15 protein-coding genes are annotated in these 17,308 nt (G+C 52.1%); 9 read left to right on the plus strand and 6 right to left on the minus strand.

What is annotated here, in order from left to right:
• Positions 1-72 precede the first annotated feature (72 nt).
• The gene (locus OES20_04350) at positions 73-324 is read right to left on the minus strand and encodes a hypothetical protein (protein MDH3633917.1); all 252 of its coding nucleotides are present in this window, start codon (positions 322-324) and stop codon (positions 73-75) included.
• 84 nt (positions 325-408) lie between these two features.
• Positions 409-1,611, minus strand: a complete 1,203-nt coding sequence (locus OES20_04355) for an MFS transporter (protein ID MDH3633918.1) — start codon at positions 1,609-1,611, stop codon at positions 409-411.
• Positions 1,612-1,688: 77 nt separating this feature from the next.
• On the opposite strand from OES20_04355, the gene OES20_04360 reads away from it, so the two are divergent.
• The 6 genes from OES20_04360 to OES20_04385 all read left to right on the plus strand — a co-directional run bounded on the left by OES20_04360 (position 1,689) and on the right by OES20_04385 (position 8,061).
• The gene (locus OES20_04360) at positions 1,689-2,861 is read left to right on the plus strand and encodes a winged helix DNA-binding domain-containing protein (protein MDH3633919.1); all 1,173 of its coding nucleotides are present in this window, start codon (positions 1,689-1,691) and stop codon (positions 2,859-2,861) included.
• Between the two features lie 294 nt (positions 2,862-3,155).
• Positions 3,156-3,386: a DUF350 domain-containing protein gene (locus OES20_04365; protein MDH3633920.1), complete on the plus strand. Its 231-nt coding sequence runs from the start codon at positions 3,156-3,158 to the stop codon at positions 3,384-3,386.
• An 11-nt stretch (positions 3,387-3,397) separates the two neighbouring features.
• Complete coding sequence (locus OES20_04370; protein MDH3633921.1) at positions 3,398-4,270, plus strand: hypothetical protein; 873 nt, start codon at positions 3,398-3,400, stop codon at positions 4,268-4,270.
• Positions 4,271-4,620: 350 nt separating this feature from the next.
• Positions 4,621-5,481 (plus strand): phytanoyl-CoA dioxygenase family protein, encoded by an 861-nt coding sequence (locus OES20_04375; protein MDH3633922.1) that lies wholly within the window; start codon positions 4,621-4,623, stop codon positions 5,479-5,481.
• Between the two features lie 626 nt (positions 5,482-6,107).
• Positions 6,108-7,823 carry a Na/Pi cotransporter family protein gene (locus OES20_04380; GenBank protein MDH3633923.1) on the plus strand — a complete coding sequence of 572 codons (1,716 nt, stop codon included), beginning with the start codon at positions 6,108-6,110 and terminating at the stop codon, positions 7,821-7,823.
• Positions 7,810-8,061, plus strand: coding sequence for a hypothetical protein (locus OES20_04385; protein MDH3633924.1), 252 nt, complete (start codon positions 7,810-7,812; stop codon positions 8,059-8,061). The genes OES20_04380 and OES20_04385 overlap by 14 nt, the downstream gene beginning before the upstream one ends.
• A gap of 239 nt (positions 8,062-8,300) precedes the next feature.
• Here the strand turns inward: OES20_04385 and OES20_04390 are convergent, their stop codons facing one another.
• The gene (locus OES20_04390) at positions 8,301-9,515 is read right to left on the minus strand and encodes a hypothetical protein (GenBank protein MDH3633925.1); all 1,215 of its coding nucleotides are present in this window, start codon (positions 9,513-9,515) and stop codon (positions 8,301-8,303) included.
• 254 nt (positions 9,516-9,769) lie between these two features.
• Entirely contained in the window at positions 9,770-12,439 is a 2,670-nt protein-coding gene (gene rapA / locus OES20_04395) for an RNA polymerase-associated protein RapA (protein ID MDH3633926.1), read from the minus strand.
• Between the two features lie 101 nt (positions 12,440-12,540).
• On the opposite strand from rapA, the gene bioD reads away from it, so the two are divergent.
• Genes bioD through rarD form a run of 3 tightly spaced genes read left to right on the plus strand, consistent with a single transcriptional unit; the run spans position 12,541 to position 14,645 of the window.
• Positions 12,541-13,197 carry a dethiobiotin synthase gene (gene bioD / locus OES20_04400; protein MDH3633927.1) on the plus strand — a complete coding sequence of 219 codons (657 nt, stop codon included), beginning with the start codon at positions 12,541-12,543 and terminating at the stop codon, positions 13,195-13,197.
• Positions 13,198-13,201: 4 nt separating this feature from the next.
• Entirely contained in the window at positions 13,202-13,753 is a 552-nt protein-coding gene (locus tag OES20_04405) for a hypothetical protein (protein MDH3633928.1), read from the plus strand.
• Positions 13,754-13,760: 7 nt separating this feature from the next.
• The gene (gene rarD, locus OES20_04410; protein MDH3633929.1) at positions 13,761-14,645 is read left to right on the plus strand and encodes an EamA family transporter RarD; all 885 of its coding nucleotides are present in this window, start codon (positions 13,761-13,763) and stop codon (positions 14,643-14,645) included.
• Here rarD and pyk read toward each other — a convergent pair.
• Entirely contained in the window at positions 14,642-16,096 is a 1,455-nt protein-coding gene (gene pyk / locus OES20_04415) for a pyruvate kinase (GenBank protein MDH3633930.1), read from the minus strand. The two genes, rarD and pyk, sit on opposite strands and share 4 nt — an antisense overlap.
• Entirely contained in the window at positions 16,077-17,276 is a 1,200-nt protein-coding gene (locus OES20_04420; GenBank protein ID MDH3633931.1) for a phosphoglycerate kinase, read from the minus strand. Before OES20_04420 ends, pyk begins: the two co-directional genes overlap by 20 nt.
• Between the last annotated feature and the right edge of the window lie 32 nt (positions 17,277-17,308).

The raw sequence follows: 17,308 nt of genomic DNA on the forward strand, positions 1-17,308 counted from the left end.
TTTAAAAAGCCCGTAAGCGTGGGGTCATCGATAAATCGACATCACTGGTACCGCTAAAAACGCGGACGGTGTTCAGGGCCCGGCACCGATGCTGGACACAAGAAGCCAGATCAGGCAAAGCAGTGCGACTCCGTAGAAAATCATCGCAAACCAGTAGGTGCGCGGCTCATCGTCGCGATTGCGCTTGTGCGCCCACTCACGAAAACTCACCAGGCCTTTGCGATTGCCCTTGACCCAGACCGAGCGCGTGAATAATCCATTTGCGATCAGGTAGCAAAGTATCAGGATAACGAAGGCAATGAAGAGTGACTCGAGTCTCGGCATGGATCAGGTCAGGACATCGTGCCGGCGAAATAGCAGGGCCTGAGCTTCAACTCGACAACGCCCGTTCCATTTTTAGAGACCACTTTAAACCTGCCGCCCGAAGGAATGATTAACCCTCGGCAGCAACAGTACCGCGCTGAAGATCATCAATGCGGTTATTGCTAGCAGGTTGAACAACCTGGAAAATCCTCCGTTTGCGTGAATCCAGCCGATCAATGGAACCGCTGAAGCCATTACTGAAAAAGTAACCACGTAGCGCAGCGCATAGGCACGGCTGCGCCATTCGCTGCGCGCCATTCGGCCGACCAGTACATCGTTGATCGGAATCTGGCCAAACACCACAAACATGAAGGCGATCGACACGAGCAGCGCAGTCATTCCCTCGAGATGCGCCATCAGGTAGAAGAAGATTGCCTGTAACAGCGCCACCGCTGAAAAAACGAGACGCAGCGAGTGATGATCGACCAGATAGCCAATGATGAGTTGAGCGAGCGCGGCGAGAGAAAATACCAGGAAAGCATACCAGCCCACCAGGGTAGCGGTGCCGGCCAGCTCGCCCAGGCGCTCGGCAAATATCCTGGGCAATGCGAAGGTAGTACTCTGAAAGATCAAGCCGCCGACTGCCGTGGTGAAAAAAATAATGGCAAATACTTTTATCAGGATCCGGCGCGGGATTACCTGGGCCTCCATCTTGTTATTGGAGCCACTGGTTTCGGTACGATCCGCCGCTCCCTGGTTGTCGTTAACGATAAAAACCCAGTACGAGATGCCGAGCAGTATCGAAACAATTCCCGGCACATAAAAGGCGCTGCGCCAGCCCGCACTGTCGATCAGTAACCCCGTCAATAGTGCAGCGCTGGCGACGCCGAGATTGCCGAACACGCCGTTCACGGCAATTGGAATCCCCGTTCGCGCGCGCCCATGCACCACCATGGCGAGTCCGACCGGGTGATAGATAGCCGCGAATATTCCAATCAAGGTCAGGCCCAGCGCAATCTGCAGCGGGGTATCAGCCATCCCGGCCAGTATCGAGCTGATGCCGATGCCAATAAAGAAAATTACGATCATCCCCTCCCGGCTCCACTTGTCGGCGATCCACCCGGCCAGCAAGGCGCATACACCGAAAGCGATAAAACCAGGCGTCGCGTAGGGAATCAGGGCCGCATAACTCATACCCCATTCGTCGGTAAGACGCAGTGCGGCGACCGATGCAAAAACCAGCATGAAAAGGTGGTCCAGGAAATGTCCCAGGTTGAGATAGAGAAATTTGACCTGACTGCGCTGCATAAAAGACCCGTGGTAATTGACGAGCCCCGCATTGTGATAAAAAATGATCCCCAGTACAAAGCTTATTAAGCCAGGCCATGTCGCTAGTACCAAAACTCAGACGTATCGCACTCAACCAGCAGGGCCTGTTGAGAGCCGATGCATTCGGCCGCGGCAAACAGGCCACGCTGCGCGCTATCGAACAACTGGGTTACGTGCAAATCGACACGATTTCGGTTGTCGAACGTGCCCATCACCACGTCCTGTGGTCCCGGGTCGGTAACTACAGTCCCAGGTTCCTCGATCAACTGGTGCGCGAACGCAAGGTATTTGAGTACTGGTTTCATGCGGCGGCATGGCTACCAATGACCGATTATCGTTTCGCCCTACCGCGCATGGCTCAAATGAACGGCGAACGAGGCTGGTTTAAAGACAGCGATCAAAAACTGAAGCACGAGATCCTGGCACGTATTACATCGGAAGGCCCGTTGCGGGCGCGTGATTTTGAAGACGTACCGCGGAGTAACACGGGATGGTGGGACTGGAAACCCGCCAAGCAGGCGCTGGAGCAACTATTCATGCAGGGCGAGCTCATGATCAGCGCGCGCGAGGGTTTTCAAAAAGTCTACGACCTGCCGGAGCGCGTTCTTCCCGACTGGGTGGATACGCACATGCCCGACCTGGATGAATATGCCGACTACCTGGTCGACACCACGCTACGAGCACATGGATTTGCGAGTCTGGTTTCAATGACTTATCTACGCAAGGGGCAGAAACTACGCGAGGCTGTCAAACGGCAGTTAATGCAGCGTATCGAGGACGGTTCACTGACCAGCGTAACCCTCAACAGCAGCACCGTTTACATCGATCCGGAACTGCTGGATTCCCGTGCCCCGCGTTGTCTCGCTCAGGTACGCATATTATCGCCTTTCGATAATACGGTTATTCAACGCCGACGCAGCCGCGACCTGTTCACCTTCGATTACCAGATTGAATGCTACGTGCCGAAGCCCCTGAGACAGTTCGGTTATTTCTGTCTACCGATTATGTATCGCGACCGACTGGTGGGCCGGGTCGATTGCAAGGCACATCGCGCTGCTAATAAACTCGAGGTAAGGTCCTTACATATCGAACACCGGGTCGAAAAAGACTTCACTGCCCTGCTTGGCCAGGCCCTGCAATCATTTGCGACATTTAATCATTGTGACCAGATTCATATTCAGCCTGACGCTTCGAGTGATTATCTGAGCCACTCAGAAGTATGCCTGTGACAAAGTCTGGCGGACTCCGCGGGATATTTCCGAAACGAAAATATAGTCTCAACGACGAGCCGACTTACCGATAACCGGCTTTGATAATCTGGTGACTCTTTTGTTCGAATACCATCAAGCGCACGCGTCAGAGTATTCGGCACTAACGTCAACCGGGCTTATAAAAATCGCCAATTCTCAAACTCAATCCGAAATTTCATACTAAGCTTGCAGGTTAAGAGTAACTGTTACAGCAAGCCGGGCCCTCACGGGCGTTAATCCGTAAACGAACTAACTCAACAACGCGGAACTACTATGGGAACAGAATTCTTTTCAGCATCAATGATCAATTTACTGATCAATTTGTGTTACACGATTGTCGCGCTGATCGTTGGTGTATATAGCCTGCTCTGGATCGATAAGCGGCTCCTGAAAAATATCGATTTTGAAGGAGAATTAAAGAAGGGCAATTTAGCCGTGGCGATATTTGCCTCAACTATTCTCATCTTTGTCGCCATCATCATTGCATTCGGATTTCGCGGCTAGGGACGAGTGAAGTGTTTAAGAATAAGGATCCTTTATTTCTGCATCCCTATTTTCCCTTTGCCCTGCTTCTGTTTCTGGTGGTGCTGGGATTGATTCATGAGCAGTTGCAGGAAGCGATCCCTGCCTGGAACATAGAGACACCTGTCCGGTCCGAACTTGATCTAAAAATCGAGGATTCGGCAACTGCGCTGGCGCAACAGGACCTTTCACTGGAGACCGGGCGCTACAGCATTGATATTTTACCCCTGTCGATAAGCCGGGGTGATTCGGAAATGAACAAGCTGTTAAGAGACAGTGATCAGTATGACTACCCGATTACTTACTGGTATTTCCACGACAACAAGCAGCTGATATACACGATGTCTGCTTCGGGCGTGGACGGCAAACAAAAGCTTGCCAATGTCTATCTCGAAGGCTACGAGCCTTTCCCCGTGGACAACGTGATGATCCCACTACTGGTATTATCCCAGCGTAAAAGTTACCAGCTTGATTCCATCCATTATTTTGGCAGGCAGGATGTCTGGCAGTCCAGTCGACAGGCGTATCTATATTCGCGCGGTGACTGTGAAGATCACGCATTGATTCTGGCGGACTGGCTGATTGCGATGGGGGAGGATGCTCGCGTCGTAGTCGGTACCTGGAATGGCGAAGGACATGCGTGGGTGTCACTGTTAAAAGACGGTCGGGAGTACCTTCTTGAGGCCACGAAAAAATCCGGTCTCGGTCGAAACAAACCTTATCCTCTGGCGAGCCTGCATACGGACTACGTGCCCGAGTATATGTTTAACGACCGGTACTTCTGGGTGAATACCGGTACCAAATACACTCCACGCTACGCTGAAATCGCCTGGGAAAAACGCAGCCGTTTCAACTATCTCGACTAGGCACACCCGGGACCTTACCTCGTCTCGATTTCGAAATCCCGTTATTAGTCTGCACGAGTTTGTCTTCCCTAAAGGAGACGCTGGGGAGCATCTCCTAAGCTTCGGTGATCGGCCATAATCAGACGTTGGCTTTTGTGACGGACTGAGAGAGAGGTATTCATATCTTTCTCCAACTCTGCTGAATAGACTGATTCCGGTTTAAAACAGTAGTAACTAAGCAGCCATTTTTATTTCCGTAGACGATATTTTCCACGCCAAGGTAATCACTCACTTGGTTTCCCGCTTACACTTATGTCCAAACAAGGCTTACTTCTTGTATTTAAAACTTTCACATTTAAAATATAACATGTATGAATAGTGACGTACTTCGCCCTATAACATCAGAACAGATTACAACCTATCAACGTGACGGAGTTGTTCTGCTTCGAGGGTTGTTTGACCTGGAATGGATTGATCTGCTGGATAAGGGGCTGAACGCCAATTGCGAATATCCGACAGACCGCTCGCGCGTGTGGGACCGGGACGCCGAGGGACGTACTATGTTTTGGGATAGCCAGGCATGGCAGGGTATCGACGAATACCGGCAGTTTATTTTTAATTCGCCCGCCGCCCGAATTGCCGGTGAGTTGATGAAGTCGACACATATCAACTTTTATTTTGATGCGGTATTTGTACGCTCCCCAGGCAGCCAGTTTGCTACGCCCTGGCATCAGGACGAGCCTTATTGGTCTGTTGAGGGGTATGACACCTGCACGCTTTGGATGCCACTGGTTCCGGTCAAACGGGAAAACGCATTGGCTTACGTGCCCGGCTCTCACCGACTCGACTCCGTGTTTTACCAGTACAACTTCGGAGATCTAAATCCGGATGGCAAAACGACGGTTGACCAGGTCGATTTCTCGGGTATCGCTGAAACTGCGCTCCCAGACATTGATGCTGATCCCGAAAGTTTCGGTGTCGTAAACTGGGATATGCAACCTGGCGACTGTGTGGCTTTCAACAGCCGGATTATACATGGCGGGTCGGGCAGACTTCACAAAGACACCGACTTGCGCGTGTTTACCACGAAGTGGCTAGGCGATGACGTACGCATCAAGTTCAGGGACTGTGGGATGGATCCAGATCACAGCGCCATCATGACAGAACATGGACTCAAGCCGGGTGACCGACCGGGAACAGACCTATACCCGCGGGTTTGGTCGCGAACATGATCTTTCGAATTGGTCAAAATCAAATGGTAGTAGATACATTACCGTTAAGTTCGTGGCTTAAAAATCAGCCACACTAGAAAAGGTAATATGCCACATAACAAGTTCATGCAGTCGGATTCACCACTCGCGCTGATACTGCTTTTTCTCCAGAGCTGACACTGAAACGCGTCTGCTTAGCTTCATTCTTCGGCCAGTTTCGAACTCCCAGCCTGAACAAAATCCCCCGCACCGTGGCGGGGCTTATGAGTTGAAAGATTAAATGGTTAAAATGTCTGAACAGCTCGGGCCGGTTCATGGGAAATCCGTAGAACTCTCTACTTGCATGCTCTCTCAAGAGGTCTTTGCGGAAACATACCTTCAACTATCGGTCCCGATACACCGACATTGCATCAACAACGAGCGCGATTCGACGCATGCTACGATTTCGGTACCTAGGTGCCAGACATGGTATTTATTTTTCCTATCCTGCAACTGTTTCACGGCAAGACGCTTCCTTGATATTAACGCAGATGCTAACATCGAATCGAACATCGTTATTCACTGCTGACAATTACCAGAATAGTGATTTTCTATAAATGCTAAAAAGAATAATCCCGCCTTTACTGTTCCTGGCTTTTGCCTGGTTCGTGGTTTCGAATGACGATGCCAAAACGATTATTGCCGGTATTGCTATATTTTTGATCGGCATGCACTACATGGAAGACGGCTTTAAGCTATTCAGTGGCGGAGCTCTGGAAAATATTCTGGAGAAATTTACCAGTACGACACTGAAGGCTATCGGTACCGGATTTTTGGCGACAGCCGTCGTCCAGAGCTCTTCATTGGTTTCGGTCATCATTATTTCCTTTCTCTCTGCTGAACTCATAGGCCTGACACAGGCGGTAGGTGTTGTTTTCGGTTCTAATATCGGCACCACTGCCACGGCCTGGCTAGTCTCCGCTTTCGGCCTGAAAATTAAAATCGCCCACTATGCCTTACCCATGCTCATTTTTGGCGTGATCATGCAATTTTCCAAACATATTACCTACAAGGGCTTAGGCAGCGTTTTGATTGGACTGGGTTTTATTTTCCTGGGAATCGCATACATGAAAGAGGGTTTTGAAACCCTCAAGCAGGGACTGGACCTGGCAGAGTATGCAATGGCCGGTTACCTGGGTGTGTTTGTTTATATTCTTTTCGGTGCTATCGCCACAATTGTTATCCAGTCTAGCAGTGCAACCATGGCGATCATTATTACTGCGCTCGCTACCGGCCAGATCGACTATATCAATGCACTCTCCCTGGCGATAGGTGCGAACATCGGTACCACGGTAACCGCAGCACTCGGAGCCCTGGCATCTAATAAAAATGGTAAGCGCCTCGCAGTGGCGCATTTTATCTTCAATATTATTACCGGCCTGTTTGCGGTGATATTTATCTACCAGTTAAAAGATCTGGTTGATTTTCTGGCCCCGCTTTTATTGATCTCGAGTAATGACGACGCCATGCGGCTGGCACTCTTCCATACCATTTTCAATGTGGCCGGAGTGCTGATTGTTGCACCATTTGTCGTATATCTGGTCCGCTACCTGGAAACCCTGTTTCGTGAAGAAGCCAGGGGCCGTGGTCGGGCAAAATATTTAACCAGTGAAGTGATGGAAATCCCGGCTACCGCGTTGGCCGCACTGCGGAAAGAAACCATTCACCTTTATGACAAGTCACTGGAGGCTATTGTCCATGCAATGAATCTGCATCGTACCGAGATTTTTTCCGATGCCGATATCGATGAAGTCGTCGAGCATTCCAATGCACCGATAAAAATTGATGTTGACAAGGTATATCAGCAGGAGCTCAAGAGCCTGTATGGAGAGATCATCCAGTATGCGTCGATTTCACAAAACTATATGGACCAGGAGGGCAATAACGAAATATACGAGTTGAAATTAACCGCCAGAAATATAATTGAAATGGTAAAAGATGTAAGGGAACTACAAAGAAACCTGAATTTTTATTCAAAAGGTCACAATACTGTCACAATCGAAGAGTATGATAAGTTGCGCGCGCAATTGATCGCTGTTTTACGCAAGATACAACATGTAAGAGAGTTTACGGGTGACGAAGAAGACATCCTGACGGAGATCGAGGTTCAACGGGATATTGTAAACGAAAACGAAATCAAACTGAATCACGAAGTGGATTCATTGATCAGAGAAAATAAAATAGATCCAAATACGGCATCTTCCCTGATAAATGATATTGGTTTTGCCCATAGTATCAGCAAAAAACTTCTTAGTTCTGCTATTACATTATGGGTGAAAGACCAGGAAATCAAAGAACTTGGGGATGAATATGGATACGAATGACATCGTAAATAAGCTGGAAGATTTTTTTGATTTATCGAAAAAGAAGAAGAAGAAAAAACATGAAAAGTTATTAAAAATAATTAAAAAGCTGGAAAAAAAGAAATCCGATCTTGAGGTTGAGATTGTAGAAGAAAGTAAAAACAATGAAACTAGCACCCGGTATCATGATTTGAGCCAGGAACTGAAAATCATCTCCAAGCTTATCAGGAAAGCAAAGAAGCAGGACCGGGCTATCTAGCCAGCAATAACCAACCCGTTTTTCTCTGGGCATCAGGCGAAATCAGAGTCATCAATAATTGCACTGTTCGGTCTCGGGGTTTTGGGGCTCGGGTTTTCTCGACGCAGAAAACGCAACTAATAATCAACAAATGAGATAAATATAAAAGCCATCTCGATTAAGATGGCTTTTATGGGTGTCCGCATTGGGTCGGTAGCGGAAGCTGAACTTTAAGTTTTGAGTGTCACCTAAATGGGAAACTAAAATTTCCAGCTGTAATAAAGTTCGGCTCGTGATGCATCAAATGATTCACCGCTATCTTCCTCTTCAATATCCAGAGAGGTGTAACTAAGCCCCCAACCAACCAGATCACCGTCGCCAATATTCTCCAGATACACAACCAGGCCATTTGCCGCATCGTATTTGATCGTGGAATCATCTTCGATCTTTGCGCCCTGATGGAAAACAACACCGATACCGTAAAGAAACGGATTCGCCCGATATTGATACGCCAATTGCAAATAGGTGTCTCGTAAAGTTACGCCGTCGCTCGTCCGACCGTATTGAAGACCGAGCGCTGCACGATAGCCGCCAGCCTGTTGATAGATTGGCTCATAACCCAGGCGCAAATGGCCGCCAGCGCCCGCAGGGTCGTACGAACCATCTTCATATTCCAGCTTGTCTCCACCGAAAGAGTAACCAAGACTTAATACAAAATTGCCATCCTCGCCAAACAGGGAAAAAGCGAATGGTTCTTTCTTCACCTGGCTTTCCCCCTCCGGCTCCTCCTCCGGCTCCTTCTTCGGAACGGGCGCAACTTCGCGCGACGTTGCGGGCTCCGGCTTTATAACTACTTTGGGTGGCGCGGCTTTGGGTGGCGCGGCTTTGGGTGCTACATAATCGGGCAGTTTAAGTACAACACCGACGGCCATATTATTCGCTCCATTGGCGAATACGGAGGGATTCAGCTTGATGATATCCTGCCTTAACCGTGCCTGTTTACTGGCATCCCCCGGGTAAACTGCGCGAGCGATCGCATATAGTGTATCGCCCCGCTTCACTTTCCATTCAGTGCCGCTCACTTTTGTCTTTCCCTGAATACCGGTACCTGTCTGGTCAGAAGTTGGCTTGGCTGGTTTACTGATATCTGTGGCTGCTTTCTGGGCCGGAGTAGTATCAGCTTGGCGGGCATCTTCGGTTGGTTGAGGGGGAGCAGGATCGATTATTTTGCAGCCCGGCAAGTTACACTGCCGCACACAGATACGTGCATCGGGCACCGTGATGGTGCCATCTGCGTCAGCATCGCGGGGATCGTCCGGTCCGCTAGCCGGTTTATTACGTGCGCTGACGATCAACCGCAGGTCCCGGCGATCCACGTCACCGTCTGTATCGACATCACAAACAGCAGCGCTTGCCAGGCTGGAAAATCCCATTGAAAGACAGGCCAGAAATATGGCAACCGTGCTACTACGCATGAGAAATTTTTTTACGTAATTTCATTTTTATCCTTGTAGCGCCTAAGTTACCTCTAATGGCAGGACAACTACAAACATAAATTTGATGTAAGCCAGGTTATCGACGTAAATTCTTGATGCCGATCAACAGTTGCAGGTAAGTTTTCCCGTTCGCGTCTGCTTCTGGATTACTTTTGCCAGATTTCACGAACCAATATTTTATACAAAACACCAATCCCGACCACGGGAACAACCGCGCCGAGATAGCCAATAATCTAAATCGACACGATCACCCGTACCGCGTCGAGCCTCAGACGAGCATGCTCAAGCGCGACTTCAAAGTGATCGAGCTGACTCTGAAAGAATTCGATCTCGTCGTTACGCACCCCGGGATTCACCTTTTGCAAGGCTTCCAGGCGCGCAACCTCGTGCCCGAGTAATTCGCGCCCACCGGATCGGGCCTGTGCAATTAACCCGGGTACACGGGTATCGGCGATCAATTCCGCCATCTCCAGCATACGCGCTAACTCGGTTTGCCGGGCTTTGACAATCTTGATTGCGGTATCCTTGTCAACGCGCTGTGACTGTTGCAAACTCAATTCCAGTTCCAGGCTTTCGGAATGGTCTTCCCCGGATTCGTCAATCACGACCCGGATGCTTGAATTGGGAAAGTAGCGCTCGTTGTGGCGGCCCGAATCATCACTGAACTCCATCAGGAAATGACATTCGGCTAGCACCGTGCCGGCTTTAACCCCGGCGTAATTCAGGGCGATTAGCGCAGTATTACCGAATTCGCTGCTCAGGATCATATCCATCGAATTGCGCACGAACGGATGCTCCCAGGTCAGGTAATGCAGGTCTTCGTTGGCGAGTGCCGCGCTACGATCGTAGGTCACGGTCATACCGTCTTCCGGCAGTCCCGGCATCTGGGTCAGCATATTATCTCCGGGAGTTATGACCCATCGGTCCTGTCCGCGAATCTCGCTGTTCACCCCGTAACAATCGTAAATACGTTCCATGTAATTGAACAGATCGAAGTCCAGTTCACGTTGCATCGCTTCTTCGATCAGCGATTCGGCAACCAGGGGCCTGCAGGAATTGATCTCCAGCAAACGATCACGGCCCTGCTGCAGCTCCTGATCGAGCGCTTGATGCAGTTCACGCGTCTGATCGATAAAAGCGTCAACGGGCAACTGTGGATTATCCAGGTAGCGTTCCAACTCGTTCCGGGTTTTCAGGTAAACCTGATGTCCGGCCGGGCAGGTATTTGAAAACGCGCCCAGGCTTTCGTGGTACCAGCGAAACAGGATCTGCCGCGCACTTCCCTTGACGAAGGGTACGTGGATGTTGATGACCGCGTTCTGTCCAATTCGGTCTAGGCGCCCGATTCGCTGCTCCAGCAAATCGGGATTGCGGGGTAAATCATAAAGCACCAGGTGATGGGCGAACTGAAAGTTGCGGCCTTCACTGCCGATTTCGGAGCAAATCAATACCTGCGCCCCGTCTTCATGGTCCGAAAACCAGGCCGCGGCACGATCTCGCTCCAGTAGCGTCAGTTCCTCGTGAAAGAGCGCCGCGCGCACGCCATAATACTGTTTCAAATCGGCAACCAGCTGCTGAGCGGTGACCGCCGCCGCGGTTATCACCAGTACTTTATTGGCCCTGTATTCTCGTAAAAACTCCCCCAGCCAATCCCGGTAGGGATCACCTTCACCGCCCGCGAGCGCCACCGGGTACACCTCGCGTGCCGGGAATCCCTTGACCACGTGGCGGGTATTGCGGAATAAAACCCGCCCGGTGCCGTGCTGGTCGAGCAAATCGCTTAATGTCTCCGCCTGTTCCGGGTCGTCGAGCAAAGCCTGGGCCTCCTCGGCCAGCCGCAGATACCCTTTTTCTTCGCTCAGAAATCGATCCAGATCGTTGAACCGGTCCGGATCGAGCAGGCGCAAACGCGCAAAATGACTTTCCTTACCCAGCTGTTCCGGGGTTGCCGTGAGCAGCAATAATCCCGCAGTATTTTCGGCAAGATTCTCGACCAGTTGATACTCGGAGCTGGGTGCTTCGGGCGACCATAAAAGATGGTGTGCTTCATCCACCACCAGCAGGTCCCACTCACCGGCATGAGCGTGCGCCGCCTGTTCGGGGTGGTTGATCAGGTACTCCAGGCTGCAAAGCACCAGCTGTTCACCGTGAAAAGGATTTTCGGTGTCGTCACCTTCGAATTCCTCGTGCTCGGGATCGTCCAGCCGCGCTTCATCGAAGATGCTGAACATCAGGTTAAAGCGGCGCAACATTTCGACCAGCCACTGGTGTACCAGCGATTCCGGCACGACGATCAATACCCGCCGCGCTCGCTCGAGCAACAACTGCTGGTGCAGTATCAATCCGGCTTCGATGGTTTTACCGAGACCCACTTCATCGGCAAGCAAAACCCGTGGCGCATAGCGGCGAGACACTTCATGCGCAATATAGAGCTGGTGGGCAATCAGGCTGGTGCGGCTGCCGGCCAGGCCGAATACGGCCGACTGCTGCAGGCGATTGGCGATTTCGCGGGTTTTACTGCGCAGACTAAACCACTTGTTGCGATCAATCTGCGCATTCAGCAATCTTTCTCCGGGCTGATTGAGTTGTAGAAAATTACTCAACCTGCCTTCGGGAAGTTGAACCAGGTTGCCGTGCTCGTCTTCGCAGTGGTAGACAATCAAACCGTTGACTTCGGTCAACTCGATTACCTTCAGAATGAGGCCATCCTGTTTCTCAACCCAGTCACCCTCGCGGAAACGCACCCGCGTGAGCGGTGCATCGGCGCGTGCATATATACGGGTTTCACCCGTCGCCGGGAATACGATAATGACCGTACGGTGCTCGATTTCGATCACCATACCAAGACCAAGCTGAAGTTCAGCCGCACTGATCCAGCGCTGACCTACCACAAATTCCTGCATCTCAACCACGTTCCGATAAATCGCGCGCGATTATAACAGGTGGTCCGTACCGACCACCATCATTGCTTGCAGTTGACGATCAAGTTGCACAAAATGCGATCATGATTGCGCTTGATGACAGCGGTTACTTCATCACAGGATCCGATACCGATGTCGGTAAAACCTATATCGCCTGCGAAATCGTCAGACAGCTGCGCCAGCTGAGTATCGGCATCGAAACCCGCAAACCGATAGAATCAGGATGCGCGGTTTCGGCGACGGGAGACCTGCTCACCCGGGACGCGGCAGCGCTGCAGGCGGCCAATGATCATCGCGAAACTATCGAGCGGATTACGCCCTACCGCTATCGCGCGGCGCTTGCGCCACACCGGGCTGCGCGTCTTGAACAGCAGCAAGTTTACCTCGAGTCTCTGGTTGACGCCTGCAGCCGCGACCACGTCGAACATCGACTGATCGTCGAAGGCGCCGGAGGATTTTACTCGCCGCTGGCCGAGAATGGTTTGAACGCAGACCTCGCGAGCGCACTCCAACTACCGGTTATCATCGTTGTCAACAACCGTATCGGTGCGGTAAACCAGGGCCTGATGACGCTGCACGCGGTACAAAGCAGGCAGCTGCGCGTCGCCGCCATGGTATTGAACCAGGTTAACCCGGAGATCGACACCGACATGGACAACGAATCCGATCTGAAGTCATATTGCGACCTGCCCCTGTTTTGTTGCGGGCATGATGCCCCGTTGCCGAAGTTGTTCAGCTGACTTCATGGCCAGGTCTCGTCTCGATCGTTTTCTCGCTCCCTGGGTGTTCGTATTAACGGGAATTATTTTCAACATACTTTCCGCGGTGATCACCCATTACTTCATTGGGCTCAACAATGACACCATTAATGACATCGATCGGGAAATCCAGAGCAAGGAGGTCTTGATTGACAGCCTCTGGCAGACAAAAACCGAGATCGAACGCAAGAAGGAATTCTTCATACTGTTACTCGCGAAGCAGCCCGATAAGACCACCGTAATCGATTCCATTTACCGGGATTACCTGCAGGAGCTGCTCGAGAATCATGGATTGAAGGAATTTAGCGCTCGTATGAACCGGGACACCGGTAGCGACCTCGATTTGCTGCTCGACCTCAGCAAGGCGGCACAAAAATCAACCATCGAATCCATCAACGACACTTACTTCGAAACCCTGGAATTGCAGGAATCCAAAATGCCGCTGGTCCGTAACAACTCGCGCCTGTTCAGTATCGCGATCTTCCTGCAGGTCATCGGCCTGATCCTGGTATTGGCACGAGATTTAAGGCGCAGCTAGAAGCCGCATGAACCGGGGCTATGCTGTCATACTTAGCGGCTACGTCGGCTGGGGATTGTTCCCCCTCTACTGGGCCTTGTTGGCCCATGTCCCCGCGATCGAAGTGCTACTGCACCGCATGTTATGGTCGCTGCCGGTTCTTTTACTGCTGGTATGGCTGAACGATCGACGCCGATCGCAGGTTAAGAACGCGTTGTTATCCTGGCATGAACTCAGATGGCTGGCACTCTCCAGCCTGGTCATTTGCCTGAACTGGGGCATCTATATCTGGGCCGTTGCCAACCAGCGCGTGGTTGAGGCCAGCATGGGCTATTTCCTGACACCGCTGTTAAACGTCGTTGCCGGAGTCGTCATGTTCAAAGAAAGGCTGACCCGTCTTAATATCGTCGCAATCATGTTTGCCGCGACGGGCGTCGCCTACTATGTATTCACCACCGCCACGATCCCCTGGACAGGACTCGCGGTCGGGTTGACCTTTGCCGCCTACGGATTGATGCGTAAACAGATGAAGACCAATGCCGTACCCGGGCTGCTGGTCGAGATACTGCTGCTACTGCCGTTTACGCTGGCGCTGATCGCATGGCTTCATTACCAGGGAGAAGCAATATTCTTGAATACTACGCTAGATACCAATCTGCTGCTGGTTCTCGGCGGGCCGGTGACCGTGATCCCGCTCGCATTCTTTACCGCCGGGACGCGCATGTTGCCGATGACGACGGTCGGGATACTGTTCTACGTCACCCCGTCATTACAATTCTTATCGGGCGTGGTTGTGCTCGGAGAGGCTTTCAATTACAACAAGTTACTTGGATTTTTCGGGATCTGGATCGGGCTGGCTATTTTCAGCTATGACCTGCTCACGCGCAGGGCCACGCCCGGCGCCAGGGTCTAGGCAACGAAATCCGGCATGTTGCCAACTTCGACAATCTTCATCGCGTTGGTACCACCCCCGGTTCCCATCAGGTCGCCCTTGGTGATAATCACGAGATCACCCTCTTCGACCGCGCCGCGCCTTCTCATCAATTCGACCGCTTCCTGGTTAGCCTCGGCGTGATTGGTATGTATGGTCGGGAAATAGACCGGGAACACGCCACGATAAAGGTTGACCTTGCGATTGGTCGATTCATGGCGCGACAGTGCATAAATCGGTATCGCCGAGCTGATACGAGACATCCACAATGATGTCGACCCGGATTCAGTCAGGGTTGCAATGGCACGCACTTCAAGATGATTGGCGGTATACATGGCAGCCATCGCGATAGCTTCGTCGACTTTTTCGAAGATGTCGTCGAGGCGATGCCGGGATTTGATCGCGCTGCTTTGCCGCTCTGCATTAAGACAAATATCGGACATCGCAAGCACGGTCTCGCTCGGGTAGGCACCGGTCGCGGTTTCCGCCGACAGCATCACCGCGTCGGTTCCGTCGAGTACCGCGTTGGCGACATCGAAGACTTCGGCGCGCGTCGGGATTGGGTTTTCGCGCATCGACTCCATCATCTGGGTTGCGGTAATGGTCACGCAGTTCTGAGAACGCGCCTTGCGAATAATCTCCTTTTGCACCGCGGGTAAATTGGCGTCACCGATTTCGACTCCCAAATCGCCGCGCGCAATCATTAGTGCTTCCGAGACACTAATAATCTCTTCCAGGTTTTCGAGTGCCTCGGCACGCTCGATCTTTGCCACGAGGCCCGCCGTACTACCCTCGGCTTCGAGCAACATGCGCGCCTGCTTCATGTCGGCTGCGTTCCTCGGGAAGGAGACTGCGACATAATCGGCATCGATCAGTGCCGCAGTCTTGATGTCAGCCTTGTCCTTGTCGGTTAACACCTCGGCGGTCAGGCCACCGCCCTTGAGATTGATACCCTTGTTATCGGAAAGTTCGCCACCGACCTGCACCGTGCAGCTGATTCGCGATCCTTCGACCGCGTCAACTTTCAACACGATACGACCGTCATCGAGCATCAGGATATCGTCCTTTTCGACATCCTGCGGCAGCTTGCCGTAGGTTACCCCAACCTCGTTACTGTCACCCTCCCCATCCGCGCACTCGGTATCGAGGCAAAAGCTGTCGCCGATGGCGAGATCGACGGAACCCTGTTTGAATTTCCGGAGACGAATCTTGGGTCCCTGTAGATCGGCAAGAATGGCGAGATGGCGGTCGTTCTCGAGGCCGATGCGCCGGATTTTCTCGGCACGGGCCCTGTGTTCGTCCGCGGTACCATGCGAAAAATTGAGCCGTACAACGTCAACCCCGGCTTTGATCAGGCTGTCGATGGCTTCTTCCGATTCCGTCGCCGGACCCATGGTCGCGACGATCTTGGTTCTACGTTGCGCTATTCTCATATTCCTGGTACCTCTGCTCCAGCATGGCCACAGCCGGCAATTGTTTACCTTCCAGGAACTCGAGGAAAGCGCCACCACCGGTAGAAATATACGAAATCCGATCCGAGATTCCGTACTTGTCGACAGCTGCCAGGGTATCGCCGCCGCCCGCGATCGAAAAAGCGGGTGAATCCGCAATCGCATGTGACAACACCCGGGTGCCTTCTCCGAACTGGTCGAACTCGAAAACCCCGACCGGGCCATTCCAGACAATGGTTGCTGCCTGTTGCATGATTTCGGCGAAACGAGCGGACGTCTCCGGGCCAATGTCGAAGATCATGTCATCGTCTTCAAGCGCGGAAACCGGTTTAACCGTCGCAGCTGCCGATTCCGAAAACTCCTTGCCACAAACGACATCAGTGGGGACCGGAATTTCGCCGCCCCGTGCCTGCGCCTGCTCTATCAGGCGTTTCGCTTCAGCAACCAGAACCGGTTCGAACAGGGATTTGCCGACATTGTAACCCGCGGCCGCGATAAAGGTATTGGCGATTCCGCCACCGGGGATCAGCTGATCCACAATTTCCGCAAGCGAATCCAGCACGGTCAGTTTAGTCGAGACCTTCGAGCCACCGACGATCGCAACCATCGGCCGCGCCGGCTCATGCAAAGCCCTGGCCAACGCGTCGAGCTCGGCTGAAAGTAGAGGTCCGGCACAGGCCACGGGTGCAAAGCGACCGACACCGTGGGTCGAGGCCTGTGCGCGATGCGCTGTCCCGAAAGCATCCATAACAAAAATATCGCACAACCCGGCATATCGTTGTGAAAGACTTTCGTCGTTCACTTTCTCTCCTCGATTGAAACGCACGTTTTCGAGCAGCACGACGTCGCCATCGGCCATCTCGGGCGCCCGTTCGAGATAGTCACTCACCAGGCGCACATCCTTGCCAAGTGCCTGGCCGAGGTAATTCGCGACTGGTTGCAGTGAGAACTGCGGCTCCGGATTGCCTTCTTCGGGACGGCCGAGGTGGGACATGATCATCAGACGCGCACCCGCCTCGACGCAGCGTTGAATTGCCGGGAGCGACGCCTTGATCCGCTGGTCGCTCGTCACGACACCATCCTTGACCGGAACATTCAGGTCCTGTCGAATCAATACGCGTTTACCGGCCAGATCCAGGCCGGTCATTTCCAGTACTGGCATTAGCACACCTTCAGAATTGTATAGACGGATTC

Source organism: Gammaproteobacteria bacterium, from assembly GCA_029862005.1.
Classification (GTDB): Bacteria; Pseudomonadota; Gammaproteobacteria.